Genomic DNA, 24,720 nt, shown 5'->3' on the forward strand with positions numbered 1-24,720 from the left:
CGCTGCTGCGTCCCGCGGCGTCCTTGCCGTCCGCCACGCTGCCGCCTCCGTCCTCGCTCCCGCCCCCCTCCGCGGCCCCCTTGCCGTTTCCGGGGCCGACGCCGCGGAGTCGCGTATCCCGCGAGGCGCGCGATGATTCAGGCCGTCGGACTGACCAGCGAAGCCCGGCGCGGGCTGCCGCCTGCCGTGGACGATCTGACCTTCGAGGCGCCGGCCGGCGCGGTCACCGTCCTGCTCGGCGCCCGGGGCGCGGGCAAGACGACGGCCCTGCGTCTGATGCTGCGGCTGGAGCGCGGGCGGGGCATCACCCTCTTCCGCGGCCGCCCCCTGCACCGCCTGCCGAACCCGGCGCGGGAACTGGGCGTGCTGCTCGGCGACGTACCCGGCCACCCCGCCCGTACGGCCCGCTCGCACCTGCGGATGCTCACCGCCGCGGCCGGAGTCTCCCCGGACCGCGCCGAGGACGTCCTGGAGGCCGTCGGCCTCGGCGGCCTGGCGGAACAGCGCCTGGGCGAATTCTCGCGCGGCATGGACCGCCGGCTGGGCATGGCGGCCGCCCTGCTCGGCGACCCGCACACGCTGCTCCTCGACGAGCCGGACGACGGCCTGTCGCCGCGCGAGAGAGCCTGGCTGTACGGGCTGCTGCGGGGATTCGCCGAGCGCGGCGGCAGCGTGCTCGTCACGGCCTCCGACCCCAAGGCGGCCGCCCGGCTGGGCGACCGGGTCGTCACGATCGAGGACGGCAGGCTGCTCGCCGAACAGGAAACCGGGGACTTCACGCACGCCCGGCTGCGGCCCCGGGTCAGCGTGCGGTCGCCGCACGCCGACCGGCTGGCGGCGCTCCTGGTCGACGAGTGGCAGCGCGCTGACCCCGCGGTGGACCCGCGCGCGGAACAGCCGCTGGAGGTCGTACGGGAGAGCGGCAACCGCCTCGCCGTGTACGGGAGCAGCTGTGCCCTGGTGGGGGATACGGCGTTCCGGCACGGAATCCTAGTGCACCAGCTCGCGGACGAGACGGGGGACGCCCGCCCGGCCGTGCCGCTCAACCGGGCCGACGGCCGGGCTGCGGCGAGACTGACGGCCGGTCAGGGCGCGATGGTGGCCGCGGAGCCGGCCAAGGCCGAGGCGGACACCGAGAAGGACGACGCCCGGTACGCCGTCGCGGCGCGCGGAGAACGCGACGAGCCGCACGCCGCGGCAGGGGATGAAGCGCGGGCCGAGGCGCACGCCGGTGAAGAGCGCACGCACGCCGGCGAACTGGTGCGCAAGGACGCCGGAGGGCACTGCGCGGTGATCTCCGGGTCCGTCGTCATGGGGAGCACGGACGGGGCCGACGGCCTCCCGGCATCGGGCCGTACGGCCACCGCGCCGTCGTCCCCCCGGCCTCTTTCGCTCACGAAGGACCCCGACGGCACCATCGCGTCCACCCTCGAACTCGCCACCGCGCCCGCCGCCCCTGGGGACAGCGGAGCGCCTGCGGTCGGCCCGACCGGCACCCCGCCCCATGGCACAGCGGTCCCCCTCGCGGCCCCTCGTGCGCCGCGCACTTCCCCATCGCCTCGCGGCAAGGTGCCGGCGGCTCAGCTGATGTTGCCGCGACTGTCCGCACCGGGGCCCGCCTGGCCGGTCCGTTATGAGCTGCGGCGAGCGGCCAGTGACCGTACGGGAATCGTCGTAGGCATTCTCGTACTGGCGATCTCCTTCGTCCTGACGTGGGTACTGGCGCGCACTGGCGGCGCACCGGCCGACCGCGTACTGATGGGCTGGCCGGACCGGCTGCCGTTCCCGCCCGCCGCGGTGGGGGCGGGACTGATCGGCGCGCTCGCCTTTGGACAGGAGTTCCGGTACCCGGCACTCGCGCCCGAGCAGGGCTCCGTGCCCCGCCGTGTGCGGCTGCTGGCCGCCAAGTTGCTGGTCAGCGCGGCGAGCGCGGCCGTGCTGGCGCTGGCCTCGCTCGTCATCGACGGCGTACTCGTGGGCTATGTCTTCGGTGTGCAGGCGTTGCCCGCGGTCGCCGACTGGCCGCTGCTGTCATTCGGCTGGGGCGCGCTGCTCATCGGGTCCGCATGGACCGGCCTCCTGGCGGCGGGCCTCTTCCGGTCGACGGCGATGGGACTGGCGACGCTACTGGCGGTACCTGTCGCCGTGGTCCCGCTGATCCAGGGATTGTTGAGCGATCCGGCTGCGCGTTCGATGGTCGGCTTCCCGGCGCGGGTACGGACGACGGCCGCGGTCGAGTGGCCCTCCGGCGTCGACCGGCTGACCGATGCCGCCTGGCGGCTGGCGACGCACCCGGTGGCCGGCGCGCTGACGCTGTCGCTCGCGGCCCTGCTGTGCGCGTACACCCTGACCGCCCTGAACAGAAGAGCACGTTGAGGGCACAAGCGACCCCTGACCGAAAGGCTGATGGTGCAGGTGAGGAATCAGCGAAAGACGAGATGAGCAGAGGGGCCGGAACAGCGCGGTACTCACGAGGCCCCGCCGCTTCCCGCATCCCGGCAGCGCGAACTGTCCAGGGCTCTGCGTGATGCGTCTGCTTCCTTCCGATAAAGCGTCAATTGTAGGGTGATGGGCGATCACCCTTTCGTGTGCTTTTCACCAAAGACCTCAAGGCGCTCCGGCACGTCGCCGACAAAGGATGCGTGAGTACCCTTGCGCACACCATGATGACCGCGACTCGCCCCGCCGACACCGGCCTGACCGGCCCGGGCGAGCTCGACCGCTACCCCTACGCCGACGCCGTCGGCGGCGAGCGCACCGACCGCGTGGCTCCCGTGTGGGACGGCCACGAAAGCGAGCTGGGCCGGGTAGGCCGCCGCGCAGCCGGCAGCCGGGGCCGTGGCCTGCACGGCCAACTCGTCCAGCAGCTCGGCCAGATGATCGTCTCCGGTGACCTCGGGGCCGACCGTCCGCTCGTCCCCGAAGAGATCGGCCAGCGCTTCGAGGTCTCCCGCACCGTCGTCCGCGAATCGCTGCGTGTCCTGGAGGCCAAGGGCCTGGTCAGCGCGCGTCCGAACGTCGGTACCCGGGTCCGCCCGGTCAGCGACTGGAACCTCCTCGACCCCGACATCATCGAGTGGCGGGCCTACGGCCCCCAGCGCGACGACCAGCGCCGCGAGCTGTGCGAGCTGCGCTGGACCATCGAGCCGCTCGCCGCGCGCCTGGCCGCGGGGCACGGCCGCGAGGACGTGCAGCAGCGCCTCGCCGACATGGCCGAGATCATGGGCCACTCCGCGGCTCAGGGCGACTCGCTGACCTTCGCCCGCGCCGACGCCGAGTTCCACTCGCTGCTCCTCCAGCTCACGGGCAACCGCATGCTGGAGCACCTCTCCGGCATCGTCTCCGCGGCGCTCCAGGTCTCCGGCGGCTCGTCCCTCGGCTGCGAGCACCCCGCCGAAACGTCCGTCGGCCAGCACATGAAGATCGTCGACGCGATCGGTGCGGGCGACGCGGCAGGCGCCGAGGTCGCGATGCGTCAGCTCCTTGCGACCGACGGCGAGGCCGGGGGACCGGTCGGGAGCGGCGCGGCGGACCGTGTGGTGCCCGCGCCCCGCGAGCACTGACACCCCCGAAACCGCCTCACTCCCAGGCACCCCGCCCTGAAGAAACCGTACGCCGCACCCCTGCGCGACCGGCCGCCTCCCGGCGGTGGCGCACCCGTCTCCGCGAAGAGGGCGGCGAGACGGCGCAGCCGAGGTGCGCACCCGTACGCGCACACCAAGGAACGCAACCCACGCAGTCGACTCAACCGAGGAAGCGCATGCGGCCGACGTGGCCGGCGCGACGAATACCGCGACGAAGCAACGCAGCGAACGCAAGGAAGGGAACCCGTACGTGCCGGCGGGCCGTACGGGCCAGTGGGGCGGTCGCCGAGCCGCACGTCTCCGTGCGGGGCGGCCGCCTGGTCGGCCGGCGCCCCTCGTGGCCGCCGAGGCTCCCTTCTCGCCTCCTCCTCTCCAGTACGCCCCAGATCGCGCAAAATGCGTCGTTATGGGGTGTGACTCGGGCCACGCGGATTGGGCGTAACGCTCTGCGGGGAAGCGCGATGACTTAAGAGGTGATAGCCGAGGAGGGAATACGGCGGCCGCTTGCGGCGCTGTCCCAACTCCCTGGTTGCCCCTGCGCCGTCGGCCCAACCCCGTCGACGGTCGTCGGCTCCGGTCCACAGTGGACGGGGCCGGAAGCCGTTTCCATCGTTCCGAGAGGTTGTTCGTGTCGGCCAGCACATCCCGTACGCTCCCGCCGGAGATCGCCGAGTCCGAGTCTGTGATGGCGCTCATCGAGCGGGGAAAGGCTGATGGGCAGATCGCCGGCGATGACGTGCGTCGGGCCTTCGAGGCTGACCAGATTCCGCCAACCCAGTGGAAGAACGTTCTGCGCAGCCTCAACCAAATCCTCGACGAGGAGGGTGTGACGCTGATGGTCAGTGCCGCAGAGGCGCCCAAGCGCACCCGCAAGAGCGTCGCAGCGAAGAGTCCGGCGAAGCGCACCGCCACCAAGACCGTCGCGGCCAAGGCCGCCGCGGTCAAGAAGACCACCGCGGCAGCGGCCGCGTCCGTCGCCCCGGTGTCCGACGGCCCGGGCGCCGAGGCGGAGCCCTCGCCGGCGAAGAAGGCGGCGGCCAAGAAGGCCACCGCGAAGAAGGCCACGGCCAAGAAGACGGCCGCGAAGAAGACCACGGCCAAGAAGACGAAGAAGGACGCCGTCGACGAGATCCTCGAAGAGGACACCGTCGAGGAGACCCCGGCGGCGCCGGGCAAGGGCGATGCGCCCGAGGCGGCCGAGGGCACCGAGGCCGCGGGCTTCGTGCTGTCGGACGAGGACGAGGACGACGCCCCCGCGCAGCAGGTCGCCGCGGCCGGCGCCACCGCCGACCCGGTCAAGGACTACCTCAAGCAGATCGGCAAGGTCCCGCTGCTCAACGCCGAGCAGGAGGTCGAGCTCGCGAAGCGCATCGAGGCCGGCCTGTTCGCCGAGGACAAGCTGGCGAACTCCGACAAGCTCGCGCCGAAGCTCAAGCGTGAGCTGGAGATCATCGCCGAGGACGGCCGCCGCGCCAAGAACCACCTGCTGGAGGCCAACCTCCGCCTCGTGGTCTCGCTGGCCAAGCGCTACACCGGCCGCGGCATGCTCTTCCTGGACCTGATCCAGGAGGGCAACCTCGGTCTGATCCGTGCGGTCGAGAAGTTCGACTACACCAAGGGGTACAAGTTCTCCACGTACGCGACGTGGTGGATCCGTCAGGCGATCACCCGCGCCATGGCCGACCAGGCGCGGACGATCCGTATCCCTGTCCACATGGTCGAGGTCATCAACAAGCTCGCCCGTGTGCAGCGCCAGATGCTCCAGGACCTGGGCCGCGAGCCCACTCCGGAGGAGCTGGCCAAGGAGCTCGACATGACCCCCGAGAAGGTCATCGAGGTCCAGAAGTACGGCCGCGAGCCCATCTCGCTGCACACCCCGCTGGGCGAGGACGGTGACAGCGAGTTCGGTGACCTCATCGAGGACTCCGAGGCCGTCGTGCCGGCCGACGCGGTCAGCTTCACTCTTCTGCAGGAACAGCTCCACTCGGTCCTTGACACGCTCTCGGAGCGTGAGGCGGGCGTCGTTTCGATGCGCTTCGGCCTCACCGACGGCCAGCCCAAGACGCTGGACGAGATCGGCAAGGTCTACGGCGTCACGCGCGAGCGTATCCGCCAGATCGAGTCCAAGACGATGTCCAAGCTGCGGCACCCCTCGCGTTCTCAGGTGCTGCGCGACTACCTGGACTGACGTCCCAGGTCAGCGGGCATGTGGGCCCGGTCACTCCGCCCGTGGAGTGGCCGGGCTCCGGCGTGTCCGGGGTGCGGCACTCGGCCAACTGACTCACTGTGGGTGTACGAATGCTCCCCCAGAGTCAGGAGTCGGTATGGGCATCCGCACCCGCGCTGTCACCACGGTCCTCGCCGCCATCGCGCCGGCCGTCGCCGCACTCGGAGTGCCGGGGCCGGCCGCCGCCGACAGCGTCATCGTCGGGGGACGGCAGGTGCAGAGCTCCTCCAGCCCCTGGGTCGTCGCACTGGCGAGCCGCGAACGCTTCGGGAACGAACGCTCCGGGCAGTTCTGCGGAGGCGTCCTGGTGGGACCCTCGACGGTGCTCACGGCAGCGCACTGCATGGGCAAGGACGTGCTGGGCGCGTCCCCGGCCCAGGTGAAGGACCTGCGGGTGATCGTCGGCCGCACCGACCTGCGCGGCCGTACGGGCAGGGAGCTGGCGACGAGCAGGGTCTGGATCAACCCCGAGTACGACGCCACGACGAACGCGGGGGACTTCGCCATCGTGAAGCTGCGCGGCATGACGCCGAGCAGTTACGCGCTGCCGATGGCGGGCCTCGGTGATCGCGCGTACCAGCCGGGCACGGGCGCCTCGGTCTACGGCTGGGGCGACACGACCGGCAACGGTACGTATTCCTCGGTGCTGCGCGCGGCACGGGTGCAGGTCATGCAGGACTCCGCCTGCAAGCGTGCGTACCCGAAGAGCGTGGACGGCACGTACGACGGCGGCTCGATGCTCTGCGCGGGCACGCAGCAGGGCGGGCACGACGCCTGTCAGGGGGACAGCGGCGGACCGCTCGTGGCGAACGGGCGGCTCGTGGGGCTGGTCTCCTGGGGCACCGGCTGCGGAGAGCCGGGAAAGCCGGGCGTCTACACGCGTGTCTCGGCCGCCAAGCAAGCGGTGATGGCCCAGGGCGGCTGAGAGCGGCCGCGGGGAGCGGCTGGGGCCAAGGGGTCGGGGAGCGGCTCAAGAGCCGCTCAGTACCCCGGGAAATCCTCTGAGGGGGCAGCGTAGGACGGGGCGTGCCGGTCCTCGTGACGGATCACGAAGGTCGGACGCCGAAGGACACCGATGTGAGTACGAGTGCGGGCGGTCTCCCCGGTGGGTACCGGGTGAAACCGCCCGCGCACGGCTCGTAGCCGCTACTCGCTCGTCGTCGGTGCGATGTGTCAGCGTTCCTCATCGGACGCGGACGCCGGAGAGGCGGTCAGCCGCTCCGTCTCGTCCTGTATCTCCGCGGCGATCTTCTTGAGTTCTGGCTCGAACTTGCGCCCGTGGTGAGCGCAGAAGAGCAGTTCGCCGCCGGACATCAGGACGACGCGCAGGTATGCCTGTGCGCCGCAGCGGTCGCAGCGGTCAGCGGCCGTCAGCGGGCTCGCGGGGGTCAGAACAGTAGTCACGTCGCCTCTTCTCTAGCTCGACGAGCTGTCGTACCAGGGTCAACATCCAACCAGGCCGAAAACGTTCCCGCTCGTGGCTTTTCCTCGAAAAATTTTTTCCGGGGTGGCCGGGTGCTGCCGGTTGGCGGCGAATGAGCCGTATTGCGTGGTGGTCTGATTCAAGTGTCGGTCGGGCCTGTCCTCCCGGCTGGGTTGCCGGTCGTTGATGAGGACGTGCCCGGAGCCTAAATGGTTCATGCCTCGAAGGGAACGTGATGTTCACGTCACCCACACGAGGAATAGAACGTACGAACGAAACTCTACTAGCATGGGCCCGCTTACGGGTGGCGTCACATCGGCTCTACCTGGCCTCGGTACCCTCTGACCGGCGACACCGCCACACACAGGGTCCGCGGAACGCGGACCACCAGAAATTCAGCGAGGAGCGAACCGCGTGACCGCCGAGATGTCCGTGCCGTCCACCGCCGTGCTGACCGGGGCAGACCGGGACGGATCCAACTACACCGCGCGGCATCTGCTCGTCCTGGAGGGCCTGGAGGCCGTCCGCAAGCGCCCCGGCATGTACATCGGGTCCACCGACAGCCGCGGCCTGATGCACTGCCTGTGGGAAATCATCGACAACTCCGTCGACGAGGCGCTGGGCGGCTACTGCGACCGCATCGAGGTCGTCCTGCACGAGGACGGCTCCGTGGAGGTCCAGGACAACGGCCGCGGCATCCCCGTCGATGTCGAGCCCAAAACCGGCCTCAGCGGCGTCGAGGTCGTCATGACCAAGCTGCACGCCGGCGGCAAGTTCGGCGGCGGCTCCTACGCGGCCTCCGGCGGCCTGCACGGCGTCGGTGCCTCCGTGGTCAACGCACTCTCCGCCCGCCTGGACGTCGAGGTCGACCGCAGCTCCAAGACGCACTCCATCAGCTTCCGGCGAGGCGTCCCCGGCATCTTCACCGAGTCGGGCCCCGATGCCCCCTTCGACCCCACCGGCGGCCTCGTCAAGGGCAAGCGCATCCCGAAGACCCGCACGGGCACCCGGGTGCGCTACTGGGCGGACCGCCAGATCTTCCTGAAGGACGCCAAGCTCTCCCTGGAGACGCTGCACGCCCGCGCCCGCCAGACCGCCTTCCTCGTGCCCGGCCTCACGCTCGTCGTACGGGATGAGCGCGGCATCGAGACCGAGGGGCCGAGCGAGGAGACCTTCCACTACGACGGCGGCATCAGCGAGTTCTGCGAGTACCTCGCCCAGGACAAGGCCGTCTGTGACGTGCTGCGCCTCTCGGGGCAGGGCACCTTCAAGGAGACGGTGCCGGTCCTGGACGACCGCGGGCACATGACGCCCACCGAGGTCACCCGTGAGCTGGGCGTGGACATCGCGCTGCGCTGGGGCACCGGGTACGACACGACCGTCAAGTCGTTCGTGAACATCATCGCCACCCCGAAGGGCGGCACCCACGTCAGCGGCTTCGAACGCTCCGTGACCAAGACGGTCAATGAAGTGCTGCGCTCGTCCAAGCTGCTGCGCGTCGCCGAGGACGACATCGTCAAGGACGACGCCCTCGAAGGGCTCACGGCGGTCGTCACCGTAAGGCTGGCCGAGCCCCAGTTCGAGGGCCAGACCAAGGAAGTACTCGGCACGTCGGCGGCCAACCGGATCGTCGCCAACGTGGTGGCCAAGGAGCTGAAGGCGTTCCTGACCTCCACGAAGCGCGACGCGAAGGCGCAGGCCCGCGCCGTACTGGACAAGGCCGTCGCGGCTGCCCGTACGCGCATCGCGGCCCGGCAGCACAAGGAGGCGCAGCGCAGGAAGACCGCGCTGGAGTCCTCCTCGCTGCCCGCGAAGCTCGCCGACTGCCGCAGCGACAACGTGGACCGCAGCGAACTGTTCATCGTCGAGGGCGACTCGGCGCTCGGTACGGCCAAGCTCGCGCGCAATTCCGAGTTCCAGGCGCTGCTGCCGATCCGCGGCAAGATCCTGAACGTTCAGAAGTCCTCCGTCTCGGACATGCTGAAGAACGCCGAATGCGGCGCGATCATCCAGGTCATAGGGGCCGGTTCGGGCCGCACCTTCGACATCGACGCGGCCCGCTACGGCAAGGTCATCTTCCTCGCCGACGCCGATGTCGACGGCGCGCACATCCGTACGCTGCTGCTCACGCTCTTCCAGCGGTACATGCGCCCGATGATCGAACAGGGCCGGGTCTTCTCCGCCGTGCCGCCGCTGCACCGCGTGGAGCTGATCAACCCCAAGAAGGGCCAGGACAAGTACATCTACACGTACTCGGACAACGAGCTGCGGCAGACCCTGCTGGAACTCCAGCGCAAGAACGTCCGTTTCAAGGACAGCATCCAGCGCTACAAGGGCCTGGGCGAGATGGACGCCGACCAGCTCGCCGAGACCACGATGGACCCGCGCCACCGCACCCTGCGCCGGATCAACATCAGCGACCTCGAGGCCGCGGAGAAGGCGTTCGACCTGCTCATGGGCAATGAGGTCGCGCCGCGCAAGGGGTTCATCACCGACTCCGCAGCGTCCCTGGACCGCTCGCGCATCGACACCTGATCCCCGCTGTCGCACGAGGGCCGTCCGCCTCTGGGGGGACGGCCCTCCGTGCGTCTCCGTGCCGCGTGGCCGGCACTCAATCCTCCCAGTTGGTCCGTCACCTGATGGGGTGAAGGATTCGCAATGGATGTCCGGGAACCACCGAGTCTGTCCATCCTTGGGCGCACGGCCAGACAGGCCGCGGAACAAGGAGATGCCTGGTGGAGAAGCGCGACGGCCGCCCGGCCGGAGCCGTACGGCTCGACGACCCCTGGTACGACACCCCCGCCTCCGGACAGGGCGATCAGGGAGCGGCCGGGCGGGAGGACGGCGGTGTGCCGGCGCAGCGCGCGGACGCGGACGATGAGGAGCGCGGGACGGCCGAGGCCGCGGCGGAGGACGGCCCCGACCTGTCGTGGCCGAGCCTCCCGGCGCAGCGCGCGGACGCCCCCGGGGAGCCGACGCACGCCGAGGTGTATCTCACCGTCCAGCGCAGCGCCGCCTTCCAGGAAGTGCGCCGCCGCTACCGCAGCTTCGTCATGCCCGCCACGGCCCTCTTCCTGACCTGGTACCTCGCGTACGTCATCGCGGCCGTCACCGCCCCCGGCCTGATGGCCCGCCAGGTGATGGGCCCGCTCAACGTCGCCATGCTGGCCGGACTCGGGCAGTTCGTCACGACCTTCGTCCTCACCTGGGCGTACGCCCGCCATGCCCGCCTGCGCCGGGACCGGGCCGCGCTCGATCTGCGCTGGGAGACCCAGGAGATGACAGGAGGAAACCTCCGTTGACCGGCCGCCCGTCCGCCCTCGCCGCTTCGGTGGCGACCGATGACCACCAGATCCTGGCCCTCGTCCTCTTCAGCGCCTTCGTGGCCGCGACCCTCGCGGTCACGGCCTGGGCCGGCCGCCGACGGCACGGTTCCGCCGAGGAGTTCTACGCCGGGGGCAGGCTCTTCTCGCCCATGGAGAACGGTTTCGCCATCGCCGGTGACTACATGTCGGCGGCGTCCTTCCTCGGCATCTCCGGCCTCATCGCCCTCTTCGGGTACGACGGCCTGCTGTACTCCGTGGGCTTCCTCGTCGCCTGGCTCCTCGTGCTCTTCCTCGTGGCCGAACTGGTGCGCAACTGCGGCCGCTTCACCCTCGCCGACGTGGTCGCCGCCCGTATGCGCCGCCGCCCCGTCCGGATCGCCGCGGGCGTCTCGTCCGTCACCGTCTCCGTGCTCTACCTCGTCGCCCAGATGGTCGGCGCGGGCAGCCTGGTCGCCCTCCTGCTCGGCGGGACGAGCCAAGTGGCACGTACGTGGACTGTGGTCGGCGTCGGCGCCCTGATGGTCTTCTACGTCATCGGCGGCGGCATGCGGGCCACGACCTGGATCCAGATCATCAAGGCCGTGCTCCTCATGGGCGGCGCCATCGCGCTGACCGCCCTCGTGCTGGTCCGCTTCCACGGGGACCTCGGCACGCTGCTCACCACCGCGGCGCAACGGAGCGGCCACGGCACGGACTTCCTCGCCCCGGGCCTCAAGTACGGCGGCAGCTGGACCGCTCAGCTGGACTTCCTCAGCCTCGGGCTCGCGCTGGTCCTCGGTACCGCGGGCCTGCCGCACATCCTGTCGCGCTTCTACACCGTGCCCACTGCCCGCGCCGCCCGCCGCTCCGTGGTGTGGTCCATCGGGCTCATCGGCAGCTTCTACCTGATGACGATCGTGCTCGGCTTCGGAGCGGCGGCCGTCCTCGGGACCGGCGCGGTACGGGCCGCCAACCCGGCCGGCAACACCGCCGTACCGCTGCTCGCCCTCGACCTGGGAGGCGGCCCCGACTCCACTGGCGGAACGATCCTGTTCGCCGTGGTCGCAGCGATCGCCTTCGCCACGATCCTGGCCGTCGTCGCGGGCATCACCCTCGCCTCCTCGGCCTCGGTCGCGCACGACCTGTACGGCGCGCTCCGGCGCGGCGGCCGCCTCGAACGGGGCGCGGCCTCCCGCGAGGTCGCCGTCGCCCGCATCGCCGCGGCCGGCGTCGGGGCGGTGGCCATCGGCCTCGCCCTGCTCGCCCAGGACCTCAACGTCGCCTTCCTCGTCGGCCTCGCCTTCGCGGTCGCCGCTTCGGCGAACCTCCCCGTGCTGCTCTACTCCCTCTTCTGGCGCCGCTTCACCACCCGGGGAGCGATCTGGTCCGTCTACGGAGGGCTGCTCCCCGCACTCGTCCTCGTGGCGCTGTCACCGGTCGTCTCCGGGAATCCTGCGGCGATCTTCCCCGGGATGGACTTCCAGCTCTTCCCCCTGGAGAACCCCGGCCTCGTCTCCATCCCGCTGGGCTTCCTGTTCGGCTGGCTCGGTACGGTCACCTCTGCGGAGGCGCCGGACGGGGCCGCCCGCCACGCGGAGACGGAGGTACGGGCTCTGACGGGCGCGGGGGCGGCGTGAGGCCGTACACAACCCAGGGGCGGCATAAGGCCGTACGACGGCCCTGGCGGGGCTTGTGGCCCGGCTCAGACCCAGTCGTACCGATGCTCCGGCCGGCCCGTCTCGCCGTACCGGAGCGTCAGCTTGACCCGCCCGGCCCGCTCCAAGAGCTTCAGATACCGCTGTGCGGTCTGCCGGCTGAGGCCGGCCCGCCGCGCCACCTCCTGTGCCGACAACGGGGTCTCGGCGGAGCGCAGGACGGACCGTACGCGGTCGGCCGTCGCCGTCGAGTGTCCCTTGGGCAGCTCGGCCGGACCGGCGTTGGCGGCACCCAGCGCCCCGAAGATCCGGTCCACCTCGGACTGTTCGGCCTGCCCGCCGTCCTCGAAGGTCCGCCGCAGCGCCGCGTATCCCTCCAGCTTCGAACGCAGCCCGGCGAACGTGAACGGCTTCACCAGGTACTGGAGCGCACCGTGCCGCATCGCGGCCCGTACGGTGGCGACGTCACGCGCCGCCGTCACCATGATCACGTCCGTGTGCAGGCCGCGCTGCCGCAGCCGGGCCACGAGCTGCAGGCCCGTCTCGTCCGGGAGGTAGTGGTCCAGCAGGATGAGGTCGACGGCCGTGCTCTCCAGCACGGCCAGCGCCTCGGCGGCAGTGTGCGCCTGCGCGACGACCCGGAAACCGGCGATCTTCGCGACGTACGCCGCGTTGATCCCGGCCACCCGGACGTCGTCGTCGACGACGAGTACGTCGATCATCGGGCACCCCCGAGAGGATCCGGCAGTGATTCCCCGGCCGCACCGGAGGCATGCGTCTCGGACAGGGCGTCCGCGAGCGCGTCGGGGAGCGTCACGGTGAACCGTGCGCCGCCGCCCGGCCGGTCGTCCACCTCGGCGCTGCCCCCGTAGCGCTCGGCCAGTCGCCGCACGAGAACCAGCCCGATACCGCGCTGCCCGTGTGCCGGCGGCTCCTTCGTGGTCCAGCCCTCCGTGAAGATCTCCTGGCGCCGCTCGCGCGGCACACCGGGGCCGTTGTCGCTGACCCGCACGATTGCCGTGCGGCCCTCGGCGCGCACCTCCACCTCGACCTGCCCGTCCCGCCCGCCGGCCGCCGCGTCCAGCGCGTTGTCGACCAGATTGCCGACCACCGTGACGAGACCGTGCGGGTCGACCACCCGGTCCGGCAGCCGGGTCGCCGGAGCCATGCTCAGCGAGACGCCGCGCTCGGCGGCGACGGTCGCCTTCCCCACCAGCAGCGCCGCCAGCAACGGGTCGTGCACGCGCTCGGTGACCTGCTCGGCGGTCGCCCGGTGCACACCGACCGCGTGCGTCACGAACTCCACCGCTTCCTCGTACAGCCCCAGCTCCAGCAGCCCGAGGAGCGTGTGCAGCCGGTTGGCGTGCTCGTGGTCCTGGGCGCGCAGCGCGTCGATCAGGCCCCGCGTACCGTCCAGCTCACGGCCCAGCCGCTCCAGCTCCGTACGGTCCCGCAGGGTGACCACGGCGCCGCCGTCGTCGGTCGGCATCCGGTTGGCCACCAGGACCCGCTGTCCGCTGACGGTGAGCAGGTCGGCGCCGGAGGCCCGGCCCGCCAGCACGTCCGTCGTCCGGCCCGGGGGCAGGACGGTGTCCAGGGGGCGGCCGGTGTCCTCCGCGCGCAGGTCGAGCAGCCGCTGCGCCTCGTCGTTCATCAGCCGGATGCGCCCGTACCGGTCCAGCGCGACGAACCCCTCGCGGATCCCGTGCAGCATGGCCTCCCGCTCGGCGAGCAGCGCGGAGATGTCGGAGAAGGCCAGGTCGTGCGTGCGGCGCTGGAGCCGGCGCGCGACGAGGTACGCGGCCAGCGCGCCCACGGCGAGCGCCCCGCCCGCGTACGCCAGCAGGTCGGGCACGGTCGACAGGAGCCGCTGTTGCACGCTCTCGTACGCGATGCCGACCGAGACGGCGCCGATGATGCCGCCGTGGTCGTCCCGCAGCGGCACCTTGCCCCGTGCCGAGCGGCCGAGGGTGCCCTCGTCGATCTGCATGACCTCCCGGCCGGCGAGGGCGGCGCTGGGATCGGTGGAGACGTGCCGGCCGATCTCTTCCGGATCGGTGTGCGACCAGCGCACGCCGCGCTCGTCCATGATCACGATGTACTCGGCGCCGGTGGCCCGCCGGATCCGCTCGGCGGCCGCCTGAACCGGGCCGCCGGGGGAGGGGCGGGACGCCTTCAGCGCGTCGCCCAGGCGCGGCTGGGCGGCGGTGGTCTGCGCGATGGCCAGGGCGCGGCGCATGGCCTGGTCGTCCAGCTGGGCGCTGAGCGGCGCGAGAAAAAGGCCGGTCGCCAGCGCGGTCACGCCGGCGGCGATGGCCAGCTGCACGAGCAGGACCTGTGCGAACACGCGGCGCGGCCAGCGCAGTCGCAACCGGGCCCGGCCGCCGCCGCGCGGCTCACCTGCCGCGCCGGGGCCGCTCGCCCTCTCCTCGCCGTTGTCGCCCATACGAACGAACAGTAAGCGGGTCGGCGGTGGCTCGGGTAATCGCCGGGCCCGCGCGTTCGCCGGCGGCCCCGCCGAAAGTTATCCACAGGCCCGCCACGGCCGGGCGGAATCGCTCTAATCTTCAGCCATGGTCACAGAACGTGACGATCACGGGGCGGCGATGGCGGGGGTGAGGGCAGTGATGTCGGTGACGGACATGAGTGCGGGAGGAATGGCGGAGGCTCCGCAGCTGGCCGGGGCGGGGGTGTCGCCGGCGCACTGCTCGACGGTGACGCGCCAGGCGCGGCCGTCGGCGTGGGCGAGCGTGAGGGCCCAGGACGGCGGCGTTCCCTCGCCGGAGGAGTTGCTCTCGGTCCGAGTGACGTCGAGGGCGTCGGCGCGGTCCTCGCCGATCAGCTCGCGGACCGCGAGATCGGCGGCCTGCGCCGGACGGTCCCAGGTGGAGCGGCCGCGGCAGTGGTCGGTGACCACCCGGCCCTCGCGCGCCGCGACGACGGCGTCCTTGACGAGCGGCGCCTCCGCCCGGCCGTATGCGTATCCGTACGGCAGCACGAAGAGCGTGGGGGAGAAGCGATGACCACCGATGTGCGTGACCTCCCATGCCTCCATGCCGTCCGCCGCAAGCTCCGCGGCGAGCGGCCGGCCCAGCACGGCACAGCAGCGGTCGCGCTTGCCGTTGGTGCACACGAGGACCGGCGGCCGGCCCGCGTACGGCTCCCAGAGGCCGCCGTGCGTTCCCGCGCCCAGCGCCGCGAAGTCCAGATGAAGGAGCGTGCCGGGGTCGGCGATCCGTGCCGTGCGGATCCAGGAGTGGCCGGGGGCCGTGTGCGCGACGAAGACCCGGCGCAGCGCGCTCGCGCCGCGGTCGGCGTGCCGGCCGGGACGGCGGATCAACGCGACGCGTACGCCGGTGTTCGCGGTGGCGGCCTCCAGGGCTCGGCCGACGATCGGGTCGAGGTGACTGTCGGTGAGCGCTTGGGCACCCCAGGGGCCGCTCTGCTCGACGAGCAGCCAGGTCCGGGCGGTGGCGGCAGTGCCGGCCAGAGGTTCGGCCGCCATGCGGGAAGCGGTTGCGCAGGTACTCACAAAGGTGAGCCTAACCTGAGGAGCGCGACGCCGACGGGCAGCGGGGCGGCAATGGCCTGTCCTCGCCGGAGTGCTCCGCACATTTCCCGCCTTCTGTCTCCTGCCGGGCACCCGATCGGCGGAGCCGATACCTGCCGTGCATCCGGGGAGGACCGGCGTGGCTCGGGCGCCGGACGTGGCGCCAATATCCTGGAGCCGGCGACGGGCCCGAAGATCGTCCAGATCCTCCGGACAGCAATCCGCTCCGTAGCGACCGCTGCCTGCCGGGTCCGTGCCCGCCACGCTCGATCGATGTACGCCGCGGCCGGAGCCGGCGGGTGTACGCGGACCGACCGGACACGCTGGAGGCGCCCCCTTGACCAGTACGCAGCACTCGGCCACTCCTGGCCCGGCCACCCCCGCCGCGGCCACCCGTGCCTCGGACGGCCGGGACCAGGAGACCGTCCGAGCGGCAGCGGGCCCGAGCCCGGCTCCGGGCCAGGACCCGGCTCCGGGTCAGGACCCGGCCCCGACCGCCGGGGACTCCGTGTCGCGGCAGATCCCGGTCGTCGTGCTCGCCGGGTTCCTCGGGTCCGGCAAGACCACCCTGCTCAATCATCTGCTGAGCCGGAGCGGCGGCACCCGGATCGGGGCGGTCGTCAACGACTTCGGGGCGATCGAGATCGACGCGATGCTGGTCGCGGGCCAGGTCGACTCGATGGTGTCGCTGGGGAACGGGTGCCTGTGCTGCGCGGTCGACACGAGCGAGCTGGACACGTACCTGGAGCGGCTGGCGCGCCCGTCCTCCCACATCGACGTCATCGTCATCGAAGCCAGTGGCTTGGCCGAGCCGCAGGAGCTGATCCGGATGATCCTGGCGAGCGAGAGCGACCGGATCGTGTACGGCGGGCTGGTCGAGGTGGTCGACGCGGCGGAGTTCGAGGGCACGCGCGCTCGCCACCCTGAGCTGGACCGGCACCTGGGCATCGCGGACCTGGTGGTCCTCAACAAGGCCGACCGGATCGGCGACGCGCGGCGAGCGGAGCTGCTGGGCACCCTCGGCGAGCTGGCGCCCGGTACACCGGTCGTGCCCGCGGCGCACGGGCGGGTCGATCCGGAGCTGCTCTTCGAACGCCGGCCCAGGGAAGGCGTGGCCGAGGGCCAGCTGTCCTTCGAGGACCTGCTCAGGGAGGAGGTCGAGCACGAGGAACACGACGAGCACGAGGAGTGTGCGGCGCACGAAGGGGGTGCCCACGGGGAGAGTTGCAAGGGGCACGGGCACCGGCGTCATCTGCACGCCGGATACGACACCGTGGAGTTCACCTCGGCCGAGCCGATGCATCCGCGGCGGTTGATGGAGTTCCTGGACGCGCGGCCGGCCGGGCTGTACCGCATCAAGGGGTTCGTGCACTTCGGGGTGGCGGGCAGCGAGCAGAAGTTCACCGTGCACGCGGTGGGTGGTTTTCTGCGCTTCTATCCCGGGCCGTGGGCAGAGGGGGAGGAGCGGCTGACGCAGCTCGTGCTCATCGGCTCCGGTATCGACGCGCCGGCGCTGCGGAAGGGCCTGGACGCCTGCCGCGACACCGCGCCCGAGGAGACCGACCCGCACACGATGTGGGGAGTGCTGCGGTACGTACCGTCGACCGCCTCCGACGAGGAACCGGACACGACGGAGGAAGACGAGGCATTCGCGGCGGAGGCGTAAGCGACAAGCCGAGCTACGCACGCCGAGCCGAGCCACGCGCGCCGAGCCTCCGAGGCCCGGCGCCGCACGCCACAAGCCTCTCGGGACCCGGCGCCGCACGCCACCGAAGTGCCGTACGGCGTCGAGCACCGGGCCAGGAACGAGGCGCCCCCTGCCAGAGGGCGCCCCGATCCCCAAAAACCGTCCCTGAGTGGTTCCTAAACCGGCCCAGCCACCGTAGCCACCTTCTTGGTGAGCGGGACGCCCGAGCCGTCGCGGCGCGGGTCCGGGTCCGGGAGGGGCACCGGGCTGCCCTTGGCGTCCGCGGCGCGGGCCGGTGCGGCGCCGGCCCAGGCCAGGGTGAGATGGTCCTCGCCCTTCAGGAAGCGCTGGCAGCGGACGCCGCCGGTCGCCCGGCCCTTGCGCGGGTACTGGTCGAAGGGGGTGAGCTTGGCGGTACTGATGGAGTCGTCCAGCGTGCCGTGCGAGCCGGAGACGGTGAAGACCACCGCGTCGGCGGCCGGGTCGACGGCGGTGAAGGAGATGACCTTCGCGCCGTCGGCGAGCTTGATGCCGGCCATGCCGCCGGCGGCGCGGCCCTGCGGACGTACCTGCGCGGCCGGGTAACGGAGCAGTTGGGCCTCGTCGCTGATGAAGACCAGGTCCTCCTCGCCGGTGCGCAGCTCGACGGCGCCGACGACGCGGTCACCGTCCTTGAGGGAGATGACCTCCAACTCCTCCTTGTTGGCCGGGTAGTCCGGCACGACTCTCTTGACCACGCCCTGTTCCGTGCCGAGGGCGAGGCCGGGTGAGGACTCGTCGAGGGTGGTCAGGCAGACCAGCTCCTCGCCGTCGTCGAGGGTGAGGAACTCGGAGATCTTCGCGCCGCCGGACAGACTGGGTGTGGCGGCCGTCTCCGGCAATTGCGGCAGATCGATGACCGACAGCCGCAGCAGCCGCCCGGCGGAGGTGACCGCGCCGACCTCGGCGCGGGCCGTGGCCGGGACGGCGGAGACGATGACGTCGTGCTTGGCACGCTTGGCGTCGGTGTCGAAGGAGCCCTCGCCGCCCGCCGTACGCGCCAGCAGCCCCGTGGAGGACAGCAGGACGCGGCAGGGGTCGTCGGCGACCTCCAGCGGCACCGCAGCGGCGGCGGCCGCGCCGGAGGACTCCAGCAGGACCGTGCGGCGCTCGCTGCCGTACTTCTTGGCGACCGAGGCCAGTTCGGAGGAGACCAGCTTGCGCAGCTCGGCGTCGGAATCGAGGATCTTGGTCAGCTTCTCGATGTCGGCGCGGAGGGTGTCGCGCTCGGACTCCAGCTCGATGCGGTCGAACTTGGTGAGGCGGCGCAGCGGGGTGTCGAGGATGTACTGCGTCTGGATCTCGCTCAGCCCGAAGCGCTCGATCAGCCGCTGCTTGGCCTCCGCGCTGTTCTCGCTGGAGCGGATGAGGCGGATGACCTCGTCGATGTCGACCAGCGCGGTGAGCAGGCCCTCGACGAGGTGCAGGCGGTCGCTCTTCTTGCCGCGGCGGAACTCGCTGCGCCGGCGCACCACGTTGAAGCGGTGGTCGACGTAGACCTCCAGGAGCTCCTTCAGGCCCAGCGTCAGCGGCTGGCCGTCGACCAGCGCGACGTTGTTGATGCCGAAGGACTCCTCCATGGGAGTGAGCTTGTACAGCGTCTCCAGGACGGCTTCGGGGTTGAAGCCGTTCTTGATCTCGATGACCAGGCGGAGGCCGTGCTCGCGGTCGGTGAGGTCCTTGACGTCCGCGATGCCCTGCAGCTTCTTCGAGCCGACCAGGTCCTTGATCTTGGAGATGACCTTCTCGGGGCCGACCGTGAAGGGCAGTTCGGTGACGATCAGGCCCTTGCGGCGCGCCGTGACGTTCTCGACCGAGACAGTGGCGCGGATCTTGAAGGTGCCGCGGCCCTTTTCGTACGCGTCCCGGACTCCGGAGAGGCCGACGATGCGGCCGCCCGTGGGCAGGTCGGGGCCCGGGACGTACCGCATCAGCGTTTCGAGGTCGGCGTTCGGATGCTTGATGAGGTGTCGGGCGGCGGCGATGACCTCGCCGAGGTTGTGCGGCGGCATGTTCGTCGCCATGCCGACGGCGATGCCGGAGGCGCCGTTGACGAGGAGGTTCGGATAGGCCGCCGGGAGGGCGACGGGCTCCTGCTCCTGACCGTCGTAGTTCGGTTGGAAGTCGACGGTGTCCTCGTCGATCGACTCCGTCATCAGCGACGTCGCGGAGTCCATCCGGCACTCGGTGTACCGCATGGCCGCCGGCGGGTCGTCGTTCCCCAGCGAACCGAAGTTGCCGTGGCCGTCGACCAGGGGCAGCCGCATGGAGAAGGGCTGCGCCATGCGCACCAGCGCGTCGTAGATGGACGCGTCGCCGTGCGGGTGGAGCTTACCCATGACCTCGCCGACGACGCGGGCGCACTTCACGTATCCGCGGTCGGGGCGCAGGCCCATCTCGTTCATTTGGTACAGGATGCGGCGGTGTACGGGCTTGAGGCCGTCGCGTGCGTCGGGCAGGGCGCGCGAGTAGATGACCGAATACGCGTACTCCAGGAAGGAACCCTGCATCTCATCGACGACGTCGATGTCGAGGATCCGCTCCTCGAAGTCCTGAGGCTCCGGTGTGCCCCCTGACGGCGGGGTCTTCGTGCTGCGGCGGGCCATCGCGGCTGCGGCTCCTTCGCTCGAACTCTGCTTCGCTTACGGCTACGGCGTCTGCTGGACCGGCAGGTCGGCGCGGTGCTCGCGTCCCCTGCCGGGGCAGGCCCGACGGCTGAGTCTGCCGGGATCTGCCGTGCTCCGGCGCGCTCAACGGCCGAACCTGTCGCGGACCATTGTGGACCGCCGCACTGACATCGCCGACCGCGACCCGTCCGTAACGCCCCTGCGCACCGGCCCCGACCGGTCTCCGGAGCCCCGCGAGCGACGCTCGTGCCGAGTCCGGAAACCGCACGAAAGGCGGCGAACACCAGAACGGAACGCAGGTGCGGAGCGCCCCGATCCGGGGAATCTCCATCCGGCGGGGGTGCCGGGTGGGAACTTCGCCAGATGCCTGCGCGCTTGCATACAGTGACAGAACTTCCTCGCAAGCGGATCGAAGGGACGTACATGCCCATGGGTCACACGGCCACAGAACAAGCCGGCTCCGGCGGCCTGACAGCGACCGAGCACCGGCTGGCCAATGGCCTGCGCGTGGTGCTCTCGGAGGACCACCTGACCCCCGTCGCGGCGGTCTGCCTGTGGTACGACGTCGGCTCCCGCCACGAGGTGAAGGGCCGCACGGGCCTTGCGCACCTCTTCGAGCACCTGATGTTCCAAGGTTCGGCGCAGGTCAAGGGCAACGGTCACTTCGAGCTGGTGCAGGGCGCCGGCGGCTCGCTCAACGGCACCACGAGCTTCGAGCGCACGAACTACTTCGAGACCATGCCGGCGCACCAGCTGGAGCTCGCCCTGTGGCTGGAGGCGGACCGGATGGGTTCGCTGCTGGCCGCACTGGACGAGGAGTCGCTGGAGAACCAGCGCGACGTGGTGAAGAACGAGCGCCGCCAGCGGTACGACAACGTGCCGTACGGGACCGCGTTCGAGAAGCTGACGGCGATGGCCTACCCCGAGGGCCACCCGTACCACCACACGCCCATCGGCTCCATGGCCGACCTGGACGCCGCCTCCCTGGAGGACGCGCGGAACTTCTTCCGCACGTACTACGCGCCCAACAACGCCGTGCTGTCCATCGTGGGCGACATCGACCCCGAGCAGACCCTCGCCTGGGTCGAGAAGTACTTCGGGTCCATCCCCGGCCACGACGGCAAGCAACCGCCGCGGGACGGCTCGCTGCCCGAGATCATGGGCAAGGAGCTGCGCGAGGTCGTGCACGAGGAGGTGCCCTCGCGCGCCCTCATGGCGGCGTACCGGCTGCCGCACGACGGCACCCGAGAGGCTGACGCCGCGGACGTCGCGTTGACGATCCTGGGCGGCGGCGAGTCCTCCCGGCTCTACAACCGCCTGGTGCGCCGCGACCGCACGGCCGTCGCGGCGGGCTTCGGCCTGCTGCGCCTGGCGGGCGCGCCCTCGCTGGGCTGGCTGGACGCGAAGACGTCGGCCGGCGTGGAGGTGCCCGCCATCGAGCGGGCCGTCGACGAGGAACTGAAGCGCTTCGCCGAGGAGGGCCCGACCGCCGAGGAGATGGAGCGCGCGCAGGCCCAGTTGGAGCGCGAGTGGCTGGACCGCCTGGAGACGGTCGCCGGGCGCGCGGACGAACTGGCCCGGTACGCGGTGCTGTTCGGCGACCCGCAGCTCGCGCTGAACGCCGTACAGCGCCTTCTGGACATCACTCCGGAGGAGGTCAAGGCGGTCGCCGCGGCCCGGCTGCGCCCCGACAACCGCGCGGTACTGGTCTACGAGCCGACCCGGTCCGCCGAGGGCGCGGCCGCCGGGGAGACGGAAGCCGCCGCTGCCGCCGTCCAGAACGAGACCGAGACCAAGACCGAGGAGGCGGCCCAGTGACCGACGCCGTGACCCCGACCATGACCTTCCACCCGCAGCCGCAGGCCGGGCAGCCGAAGCCGTGGGCGTTCCCGGCCCCGGTGCGCGGCGCGCTCGGCAACGGCCTGACGGTGCTGCGCGCCGACCGCCCGGGCCAGCAGGTCGTGGCCGTCGAGATCAACCTCGTCGCGCCGCTGGACGCCGAGCCCGAGGGCCTGGACGGCGTCGCCACGATCATGGCGCGGGCCCTCTCCGAGGGCACCGACAAGCACGACGCCGAGGAGTTCGCCGCCGAGCTGGAGCGCTGCGGCGCCACTCTGGACGCACACGCGGACCACCCCGGTATCCGCGTCTCCCTCGAGGTGTCCGCCTCCCGCCTCGTCAAGGCGCTCGGCCTGCTCGCCGACGCCCTGCGCGCCCCGGCCTTCCCGGACAGCGAGGTCGAGCGCCTGGTGCGGAACCGCCTGGACGAGATCCCGCACGAGCTGGCCAACCCGGCCCGGCGTGCCGCAATGGCCCTCTCCAAGGAGCTGTTCCCGGCCACCTCCCGGATGTCCCGGCCGCGCCAGGGCACCGAGGAGACGGTGGCGCGCATCGACGCCGCCGCGGTCCGCGCCTTCTACGAGGCGCACGTACGCCCCGCCACGGCCACCGCCGTCGTCGTCGGCGACTTCACCGGGGTGGACCTCGACGCGGCGCTGGAGGACACCCTCGGCGCCTGGACCGGCTCCGCCGCCGAGCCGGTGGCCGCCTCGCCCATCACCGCCGACGACCGCGGCCGCGTGGTCGTCGTCGACCGCCCCGGCGCCGTCCAGACGCAGCTGCTGATCGGCCGCATCGGCGCCGACCGGCACGACCGCGTCTGGCCGGCCCAGGTGCTCGGCACGTACTGCCTGGGCGGCACGCTCACCTCCCGCCTGGACCGCGTGCTGCGCGAGGAGAAGGGCTACACCTACGGCGTACGGGCCTTCGGGCAGGTGCTGCGCTCCTCCGCTGACGGCACGGGTGCCGCGATGCTCGCCATCAGCGGTTCGGTGGACACGGAGTCCACGGGGCCGGCGCTGGAGGACCTGTGGAAGGTGCTGCGGACGCTGGCCGCCGAGGGCCTGACCGACGCCGAGCGCGACGTGGCGGTGCAGAACCTGGTGGGCGTGGCGCCGCTGAAGTACGAGACGGCCGCGGCCGTCGCCGGGACGCTGGCCGACCAGGTCGAGCAGCACCTCCCCGACGACTTCCAGGCGGAGCTGTACCGGCGCATGGCCGAGACCGGCACGGTCGAGGCGACCGCCGCCGCGGTCAACGCCTTCCCGGTGGACCGGCTCGTCACGGTCCTGGTGGGCGACGCCGCGCAGATCGCGGAGCCGGTGCGGAAGCTGGGCATCGGCGAGGTGTCGGTCGTCACGGGCTGATGGGGAGCGGGCCGGCGGCGGTCGCTGACCGGTGTCGGCCACGGCGGTAGCGGTTGTGAATTCGCTGGTGCGGTACGGCGGAAGGACGGGCCGGAACGCGCCGTACCGGTGCCGTCACAGGCTGACTTGAACCGTACCAACACCGCTCGCATAGCAGGACATAAAGGATCCCGGGTCGCTTAAGCGGCCCGGGATCTTCGCTTTTGTCCGGAATGCTGTAGGTGGTTGCCTCCCTCGCGTGTGGCGTCCGGCACAAACTCCCGATTCTGTTTGCTGATCGCGAGATGTCCCCTTTAGCGTCGGTCCGGCTGTTCGTCAGAAGTGCGCCGCGCCCGCGGCCGCCGGACAGTCATCGCCGAGTCCCCGTACGGCGCGAGCCAGGGGAGCCGGGGACCCACATGTCCCCTTGGGGTGAATCGGCGTCCTCCCCGGAGGCCGCCGTAGGAGACCTTCCTGCTCCGAACCCGTCAGCTAACCCGGTAGGCGAGAAGGAAGGAAAGGAGTGCGCCGGTCATGGCGTTCACCCGTGCCACCGGCAAGCACCGCCGCCCCGGCCGTGCTGCCCGGACCACCCGCAATATCGCCGGCATAGCCGCCGCGACCGGCGTCGTCGTCTCCATCGCCTCCCCGGCGCTGGCCGCGAACGAGGACCCGGCCGCCACCGACACCGGCCTGACCCGCGCCATCGCCGACACCGGCGACCGGGTCGCCGACAACATCGTCGCCCAGGCCGACGCGCAGGAGGAGGCCGCCGAGGTCGCCGCCGCCCGTGCGCAGGTCGAGGAAGCCGCCGTCAAGAGCGCCGAGGCCGCCAAGAAGAAGGCCCAGGAGGCCCAGCGCAAGGCCGCCGCCGAGGCCGCCGAGAAGAAGGCCGCCGCCAAGAAGAAGGCGACGGAGGAGCGCGCCTCGCGCTCCGACGCCCGTACCACCCTCAGCTCCAGCGGCTTCGTGGCGCCGATCGCCGGCAGCTACGTCTCCACGCCGTACAAGGCGTCCAGCGGCCTGTGGTCCTCCGGCAGCCACTCCGGCATCGACTTCCACGCCGCCTCCGGCACCGCCGTCCACGCCGTCGGCGCGGGCACCGTCGTCGAGGCCGGCTGGGGCGGCGCGTACGGCAACAACATCGTCCTCAAGATGGACGACGGCACCTACACCCAGTACGGCCACCTCTCGTCCATCGGCGTCTCGGTCGGCCAGAAGGTCTCCGCGAACCAGCAGATCGGGCTGTCCGGCAGCACCGGCAACTCCACCGGTCCGCACCTGCACTTCGAGGCGCGCACCGGCCCGGACTACGGCTCGGACATCGACCCGGTCGCCTACCTGCGCTCGCACGGCGTCAACGTCTGAGGTCCTGCGCCTCTTCGTCCCCCCGAAGCCCCGGCCCCCGGCCGGGGCTTCGGCGTCTCCGTATGCGCTC

General features: G+C 71.5%; 16 protein-coding genes and 1 riboswitch. Of the genes, 11 read left to right on the forward strand and 5 right to left on the reverse strand.

Annotation, left to right across the window (positions count from 1 at the left end):
- Positions 1 to 132 precede the first annotated feature (132 nt).
- The 4 genes from CCS38_RS17835 (at position 133) to CCS38_RS17850 (ending at position 6,736) form a co-directional block, all read left to right on the forward strand.
- Positions 133 to 2,376, forward strand: coding sequence for an ATP-binding cassette domain-containing protein (locus CCS38_RS17835; RefSeq protein ID WP_223734282.1), 2,244 nt, complete (start codon positions 133 to 135; stop codon positions 2,374 to 2,376).
- Positions 2,377 to 2,588: 212 nt separating this feature from the next.
- The gene (locus CCS38_RS17840; protein ID WP_078600639.1) at positions 2,589 to 3,563 is read left to right on the forward strand and encodes a FadR/GntR family transcriptional regulator; all 975 of its coding nucleotides are present in this window, start codon (positions 2,589 to 2,591) and stop codon (positions 3,561 to 3,563) included.
- Between the two features lie 649 nt (positions 3,564 to 4,212).
- The gene (locus CCS38_RS17845) at positions 4,213 to 5,772 is read left to right on the forward strand and encodes an RNA polymerase sigma factor (RefSeq protein WP_308050826.1); all 1,560 of its coding nucleotides are present in this window, start codon (positions 4,213 to 4,215) and stop codon (positions 5,770 to 5,772) included.
- A 136-nt stretch (positions 5,773 to 5,908) separates the two neighbouring features.
- The gene (locus tag CCS38_RS17850) at positions 5,909 to 6,736 is read left to right on the forward strand and encodes a S1 family serine peptidase (protein ID WP_223734283.1); all 828 of its coding nucleotides are present in this window, start codon (positions 5,909 to 5,911) and stop codon (positions 6,734 to 6,736) included.
- Positions 6,737 to 6,984: 248 nt separating this feature from the next.
- On the opposite strand, the gene CCS38_RS17855 is transcribed toward CCS38_RS17850, so the two are convergent.
- On the reverse strand, positions 6,985 to 7,215 hold the full coding sequence (locus CCS38_RS17855; protein ID WP_003981845.1) for a DUF7455 domain-containing protein: 231 nt from the start codon (positions 7,213 to 7,215) through the stop codon (positions 6,985 to 6,987).
- Between the two features lie 433 nt (positions 7,216 to 7,648).
- Here CCS38_RS17855 and CCS38_RS17860 point away from each other — a divergent pair, with 433 nt between their 5' ends.
- From CCS38_RS17860 to CCS38_RS17870, 3 genes are all read left to right on the forward strand, one after another.
- On the forward strand, positions 7,649 to 9,769 hold the full coding sequence (locus CCS38_RS17860) for a DNA gyrase/topoisomerase IV subunit B (RefSeq protein WP_223734284.1): 2,121 nt from the start codon (positions 7,649 to 7,651) through the stop codon (positions 9,767 to 9,769).
- A 200-nt stretch (positions 9,770 to 9,969) separates the two neighbouring features.
- Positions 9,970 to 10,536, forward strand: coding sequence for a DUF485 domain-containing protein (locus CCS38_RS17865; protein WP_223734285.1), 567 nt, complete (start codon positions 9,970 to 9,972; stop codon positions 10,534 to 10,536).
- Positions 10,537 to 10,565: 29 nt separating this feature from the next.
- The gene (locus CCS38_RS17870; protein WP_223734292.1) at positions 10,566 to 12,176 is read left to right on the forward strand and encodes a monocarboxylic acid transporter; all 1,611 of its coding nucleotides are present in this window, start codon (positions 10,566 to 10,568) and stop codon (positions 12,174 to 12,176) included.
- A gap of 65 nt (positions 12,177 to 12,241) precedes the next feature.
- Here the strand turns inward: CCS38_RS17870 and CCS38_RS17875 are convergent, their stop codons facing one another.
- The 3 genes from CCS38_RS17875 to CCS38_RS17885 all read right to left on the reverse strand — a co-directional run bounded on the left by CCS38_RS17875 (position 12,242) and on the right by CCS38_RS17885 (position 15,726).
- Positions 12,242 to 12,916 carry a DUF7342 family protein gene (locus tag CCS38_RS17875; protein WP_223734286.1) on the reverse strand — a complete coding sequence of 225 codons (675 nt, stop codon included), beginning with the start codon at positions 12,914 to 12,916 and terminating at the stop codon, positions 12,242 to 12,244.
- Positions 12,913 to 14,640, reverse strand: coding sequence for an ATP-binding protein (locus CCS38_RS17880; protein ID WP_223734287.1), 1,728 nt, complete (start codon positions 14,638 to 14,640; stop codon positions 12,913 to 12,915). Before CCS38_RS17880 ends, CCS38_RS17875 begins: the two co-directional genes overlap by 4 nt.
- A 147-nt stretch (positions 14,641 to 14,787) precedes the next feature.
- Complete coding sequence (locus CCS38_RS17885; RefSeq protein WP_223734288.1) at positions 14,788 to 15,726, reverse strand: ferredoxin family protein; 939 nt, start codon at positions 15,724 to 15,726, stop codon at positions 14,788 to 14,790.
- A 526-nt stretch (positions 15,727 to 16,252) separates the two neighbouring features.
- Here CCS38_RS17885 and CCS38_RS17890 point away from each other — a divergent pair.
- On the forward strand, positions 16,253 to 17,410 hold the full coding sequence (locus CCS38_RS17890; protein ID WP_223734293.1) for a CobW family GTP-binding protein: 1,158 nt from the start codon (positions 16,253 to 16,255) through the stop codon (positions 17,408 to 17,410).
- Between the two features lie 197 nt (positions 17,411 to 17,607).
- On the opposite strand, the gene CCS38_RS17895 is transcribed toward CCS38_RS17890, so the two are convergent.
- Positions 17,608 to 20,076: a DNA gyrase/topoisomerase IV subunit A gene (locus tag CCS38_RS17895; RefSeq protein WP_223734289.1), complete on the reverse strand. Its 2,469-nt coding sequence runs from the start codon at positions 20,074 to 20,076 to the stop codon at positions 17,608 to 17,610.
- A 450-nt stretch (positions 20,077 to 20,526) separates the two neighbouring features.
- On the opposite strand from CCS38_RS17895, the gene CCS38_RS17900 reads away from it, so the two are divergent.
- The 3 genes from CCS38_RS17900 to CCS38_RS17910 all read left to right on the forward strand — a co-directional run bounded on the left by CCS38_RS17900 (position 20,527) and on the right by CCS38_RS17910 (position 24,650).
- The gene (locus CCS38_RS17900) at positions 20,527 to 21,915 is read left to right on the forward strand and encodes a M16 family metallopeptidase (RefSeq protein ID WP_223734294.1); all 1,389 of its coding nucleotides are present in this window, start codon (positions 20,527 to 20,529) and stop codon (positions 21,913 to 21,915) included.
- 20 nt (positions 21,916 to 21,935) lie between these two features.
- Entirely contained in the window at positions 21,936 to 23,303 is a 1,368-nt protein-coding gene (locus tag CCS38_RS17905) for a M16 family metallopeptidase (RefSeq protein ID WP_223734295.1), read from the forward strand.
- A gap of 343 nt (positions 23,304 to 23,646) precedes the next feature.
- Positions 23,647 to 23,803: riboswitch (cyclic di-AMP (ydaO/yuaA leader) on the forward strand.
- A 13-nt stretch (positions 23,804 to 23,816) separates the two neighbouring features.
- Entirely contained in the window at positions 23,817 to 24,650 is an 834-nt protein-coding gene (locus CCS38_RS17910; RefSeq protein WP_223734290.1) for a M23 family metallopeptidase, read from the forward strand.
- Positions 24,651 to 24,720 lie beyond the last annotated feature (70 nt).

The organism is Streptomyces purpurogeneiscleroticus (assembly GCF_020024005.1).
Taxonomy (GTDB): domain Bacteria; phylum Actinomycetota; class Actinomycetes; order Streptomycetales; family Streptomycetaceae; genus Streptomyces; species Streptomyces purpurogeneiscleroticus.

Coding starts and splice junctions, on each gene's coding strand:
- CCS38_RS17905 (WP_223734295.1), top strand. CDS start 21,936: ATGACCTTCCACCCGCAGCCGCAGGCCGGGCAGCCGAAGCCGTGGGCG.
- CCS38_RS17880 (WP_223734287.1), bottom strand. CDS start 14,640: ATGGGCGACAACGGCGAGGAGAGGGCGAGCGGCCCCGGCGCGGCAGGT.
- CCS38_RS17850 (WP_223734283.1), top strand. CDS start 5,909: ATGGGCATCCGCACCCGCGCTGTCACCACGGTCCTCGCCGCCATCGCG.
- CCS38_RS17835 (WP_223734282.1), top strand. CDS start 133: ATGATTCAGGCCGTCGGACTGACCAGCGAAGCCCGGCGCGGGCTGCCG.
- CCS38_RS17900 (WP_223734294.1), top strand. CDS start 20,527: ATGGGTCACACGGCCACAGAACAAGCCGGCTCCGGCGGCCTGACAGCG.
- CCS38_RS17875 (WP_223734286.1), bottom strand. CDS start 12,916: ATGATCGACGTACTCGTCGTCGACGACGACGTCCGGGTGGCCGGGATC.
- CCS38_RS17910 (WP_223734290.1), top strand. CDS start 23,817: ATGGCGTTCACCCGTGCCACCGGCAAGCACCGCCGCCCCGGCCGTGCT.
- CCS38_RS17895 (WP_223734289.1), bottom strand. CDS start 20,076: ATGGCCCGCCGCAGCACGAAGACCCCGCCGTCAGGGGGCACACCGGAG.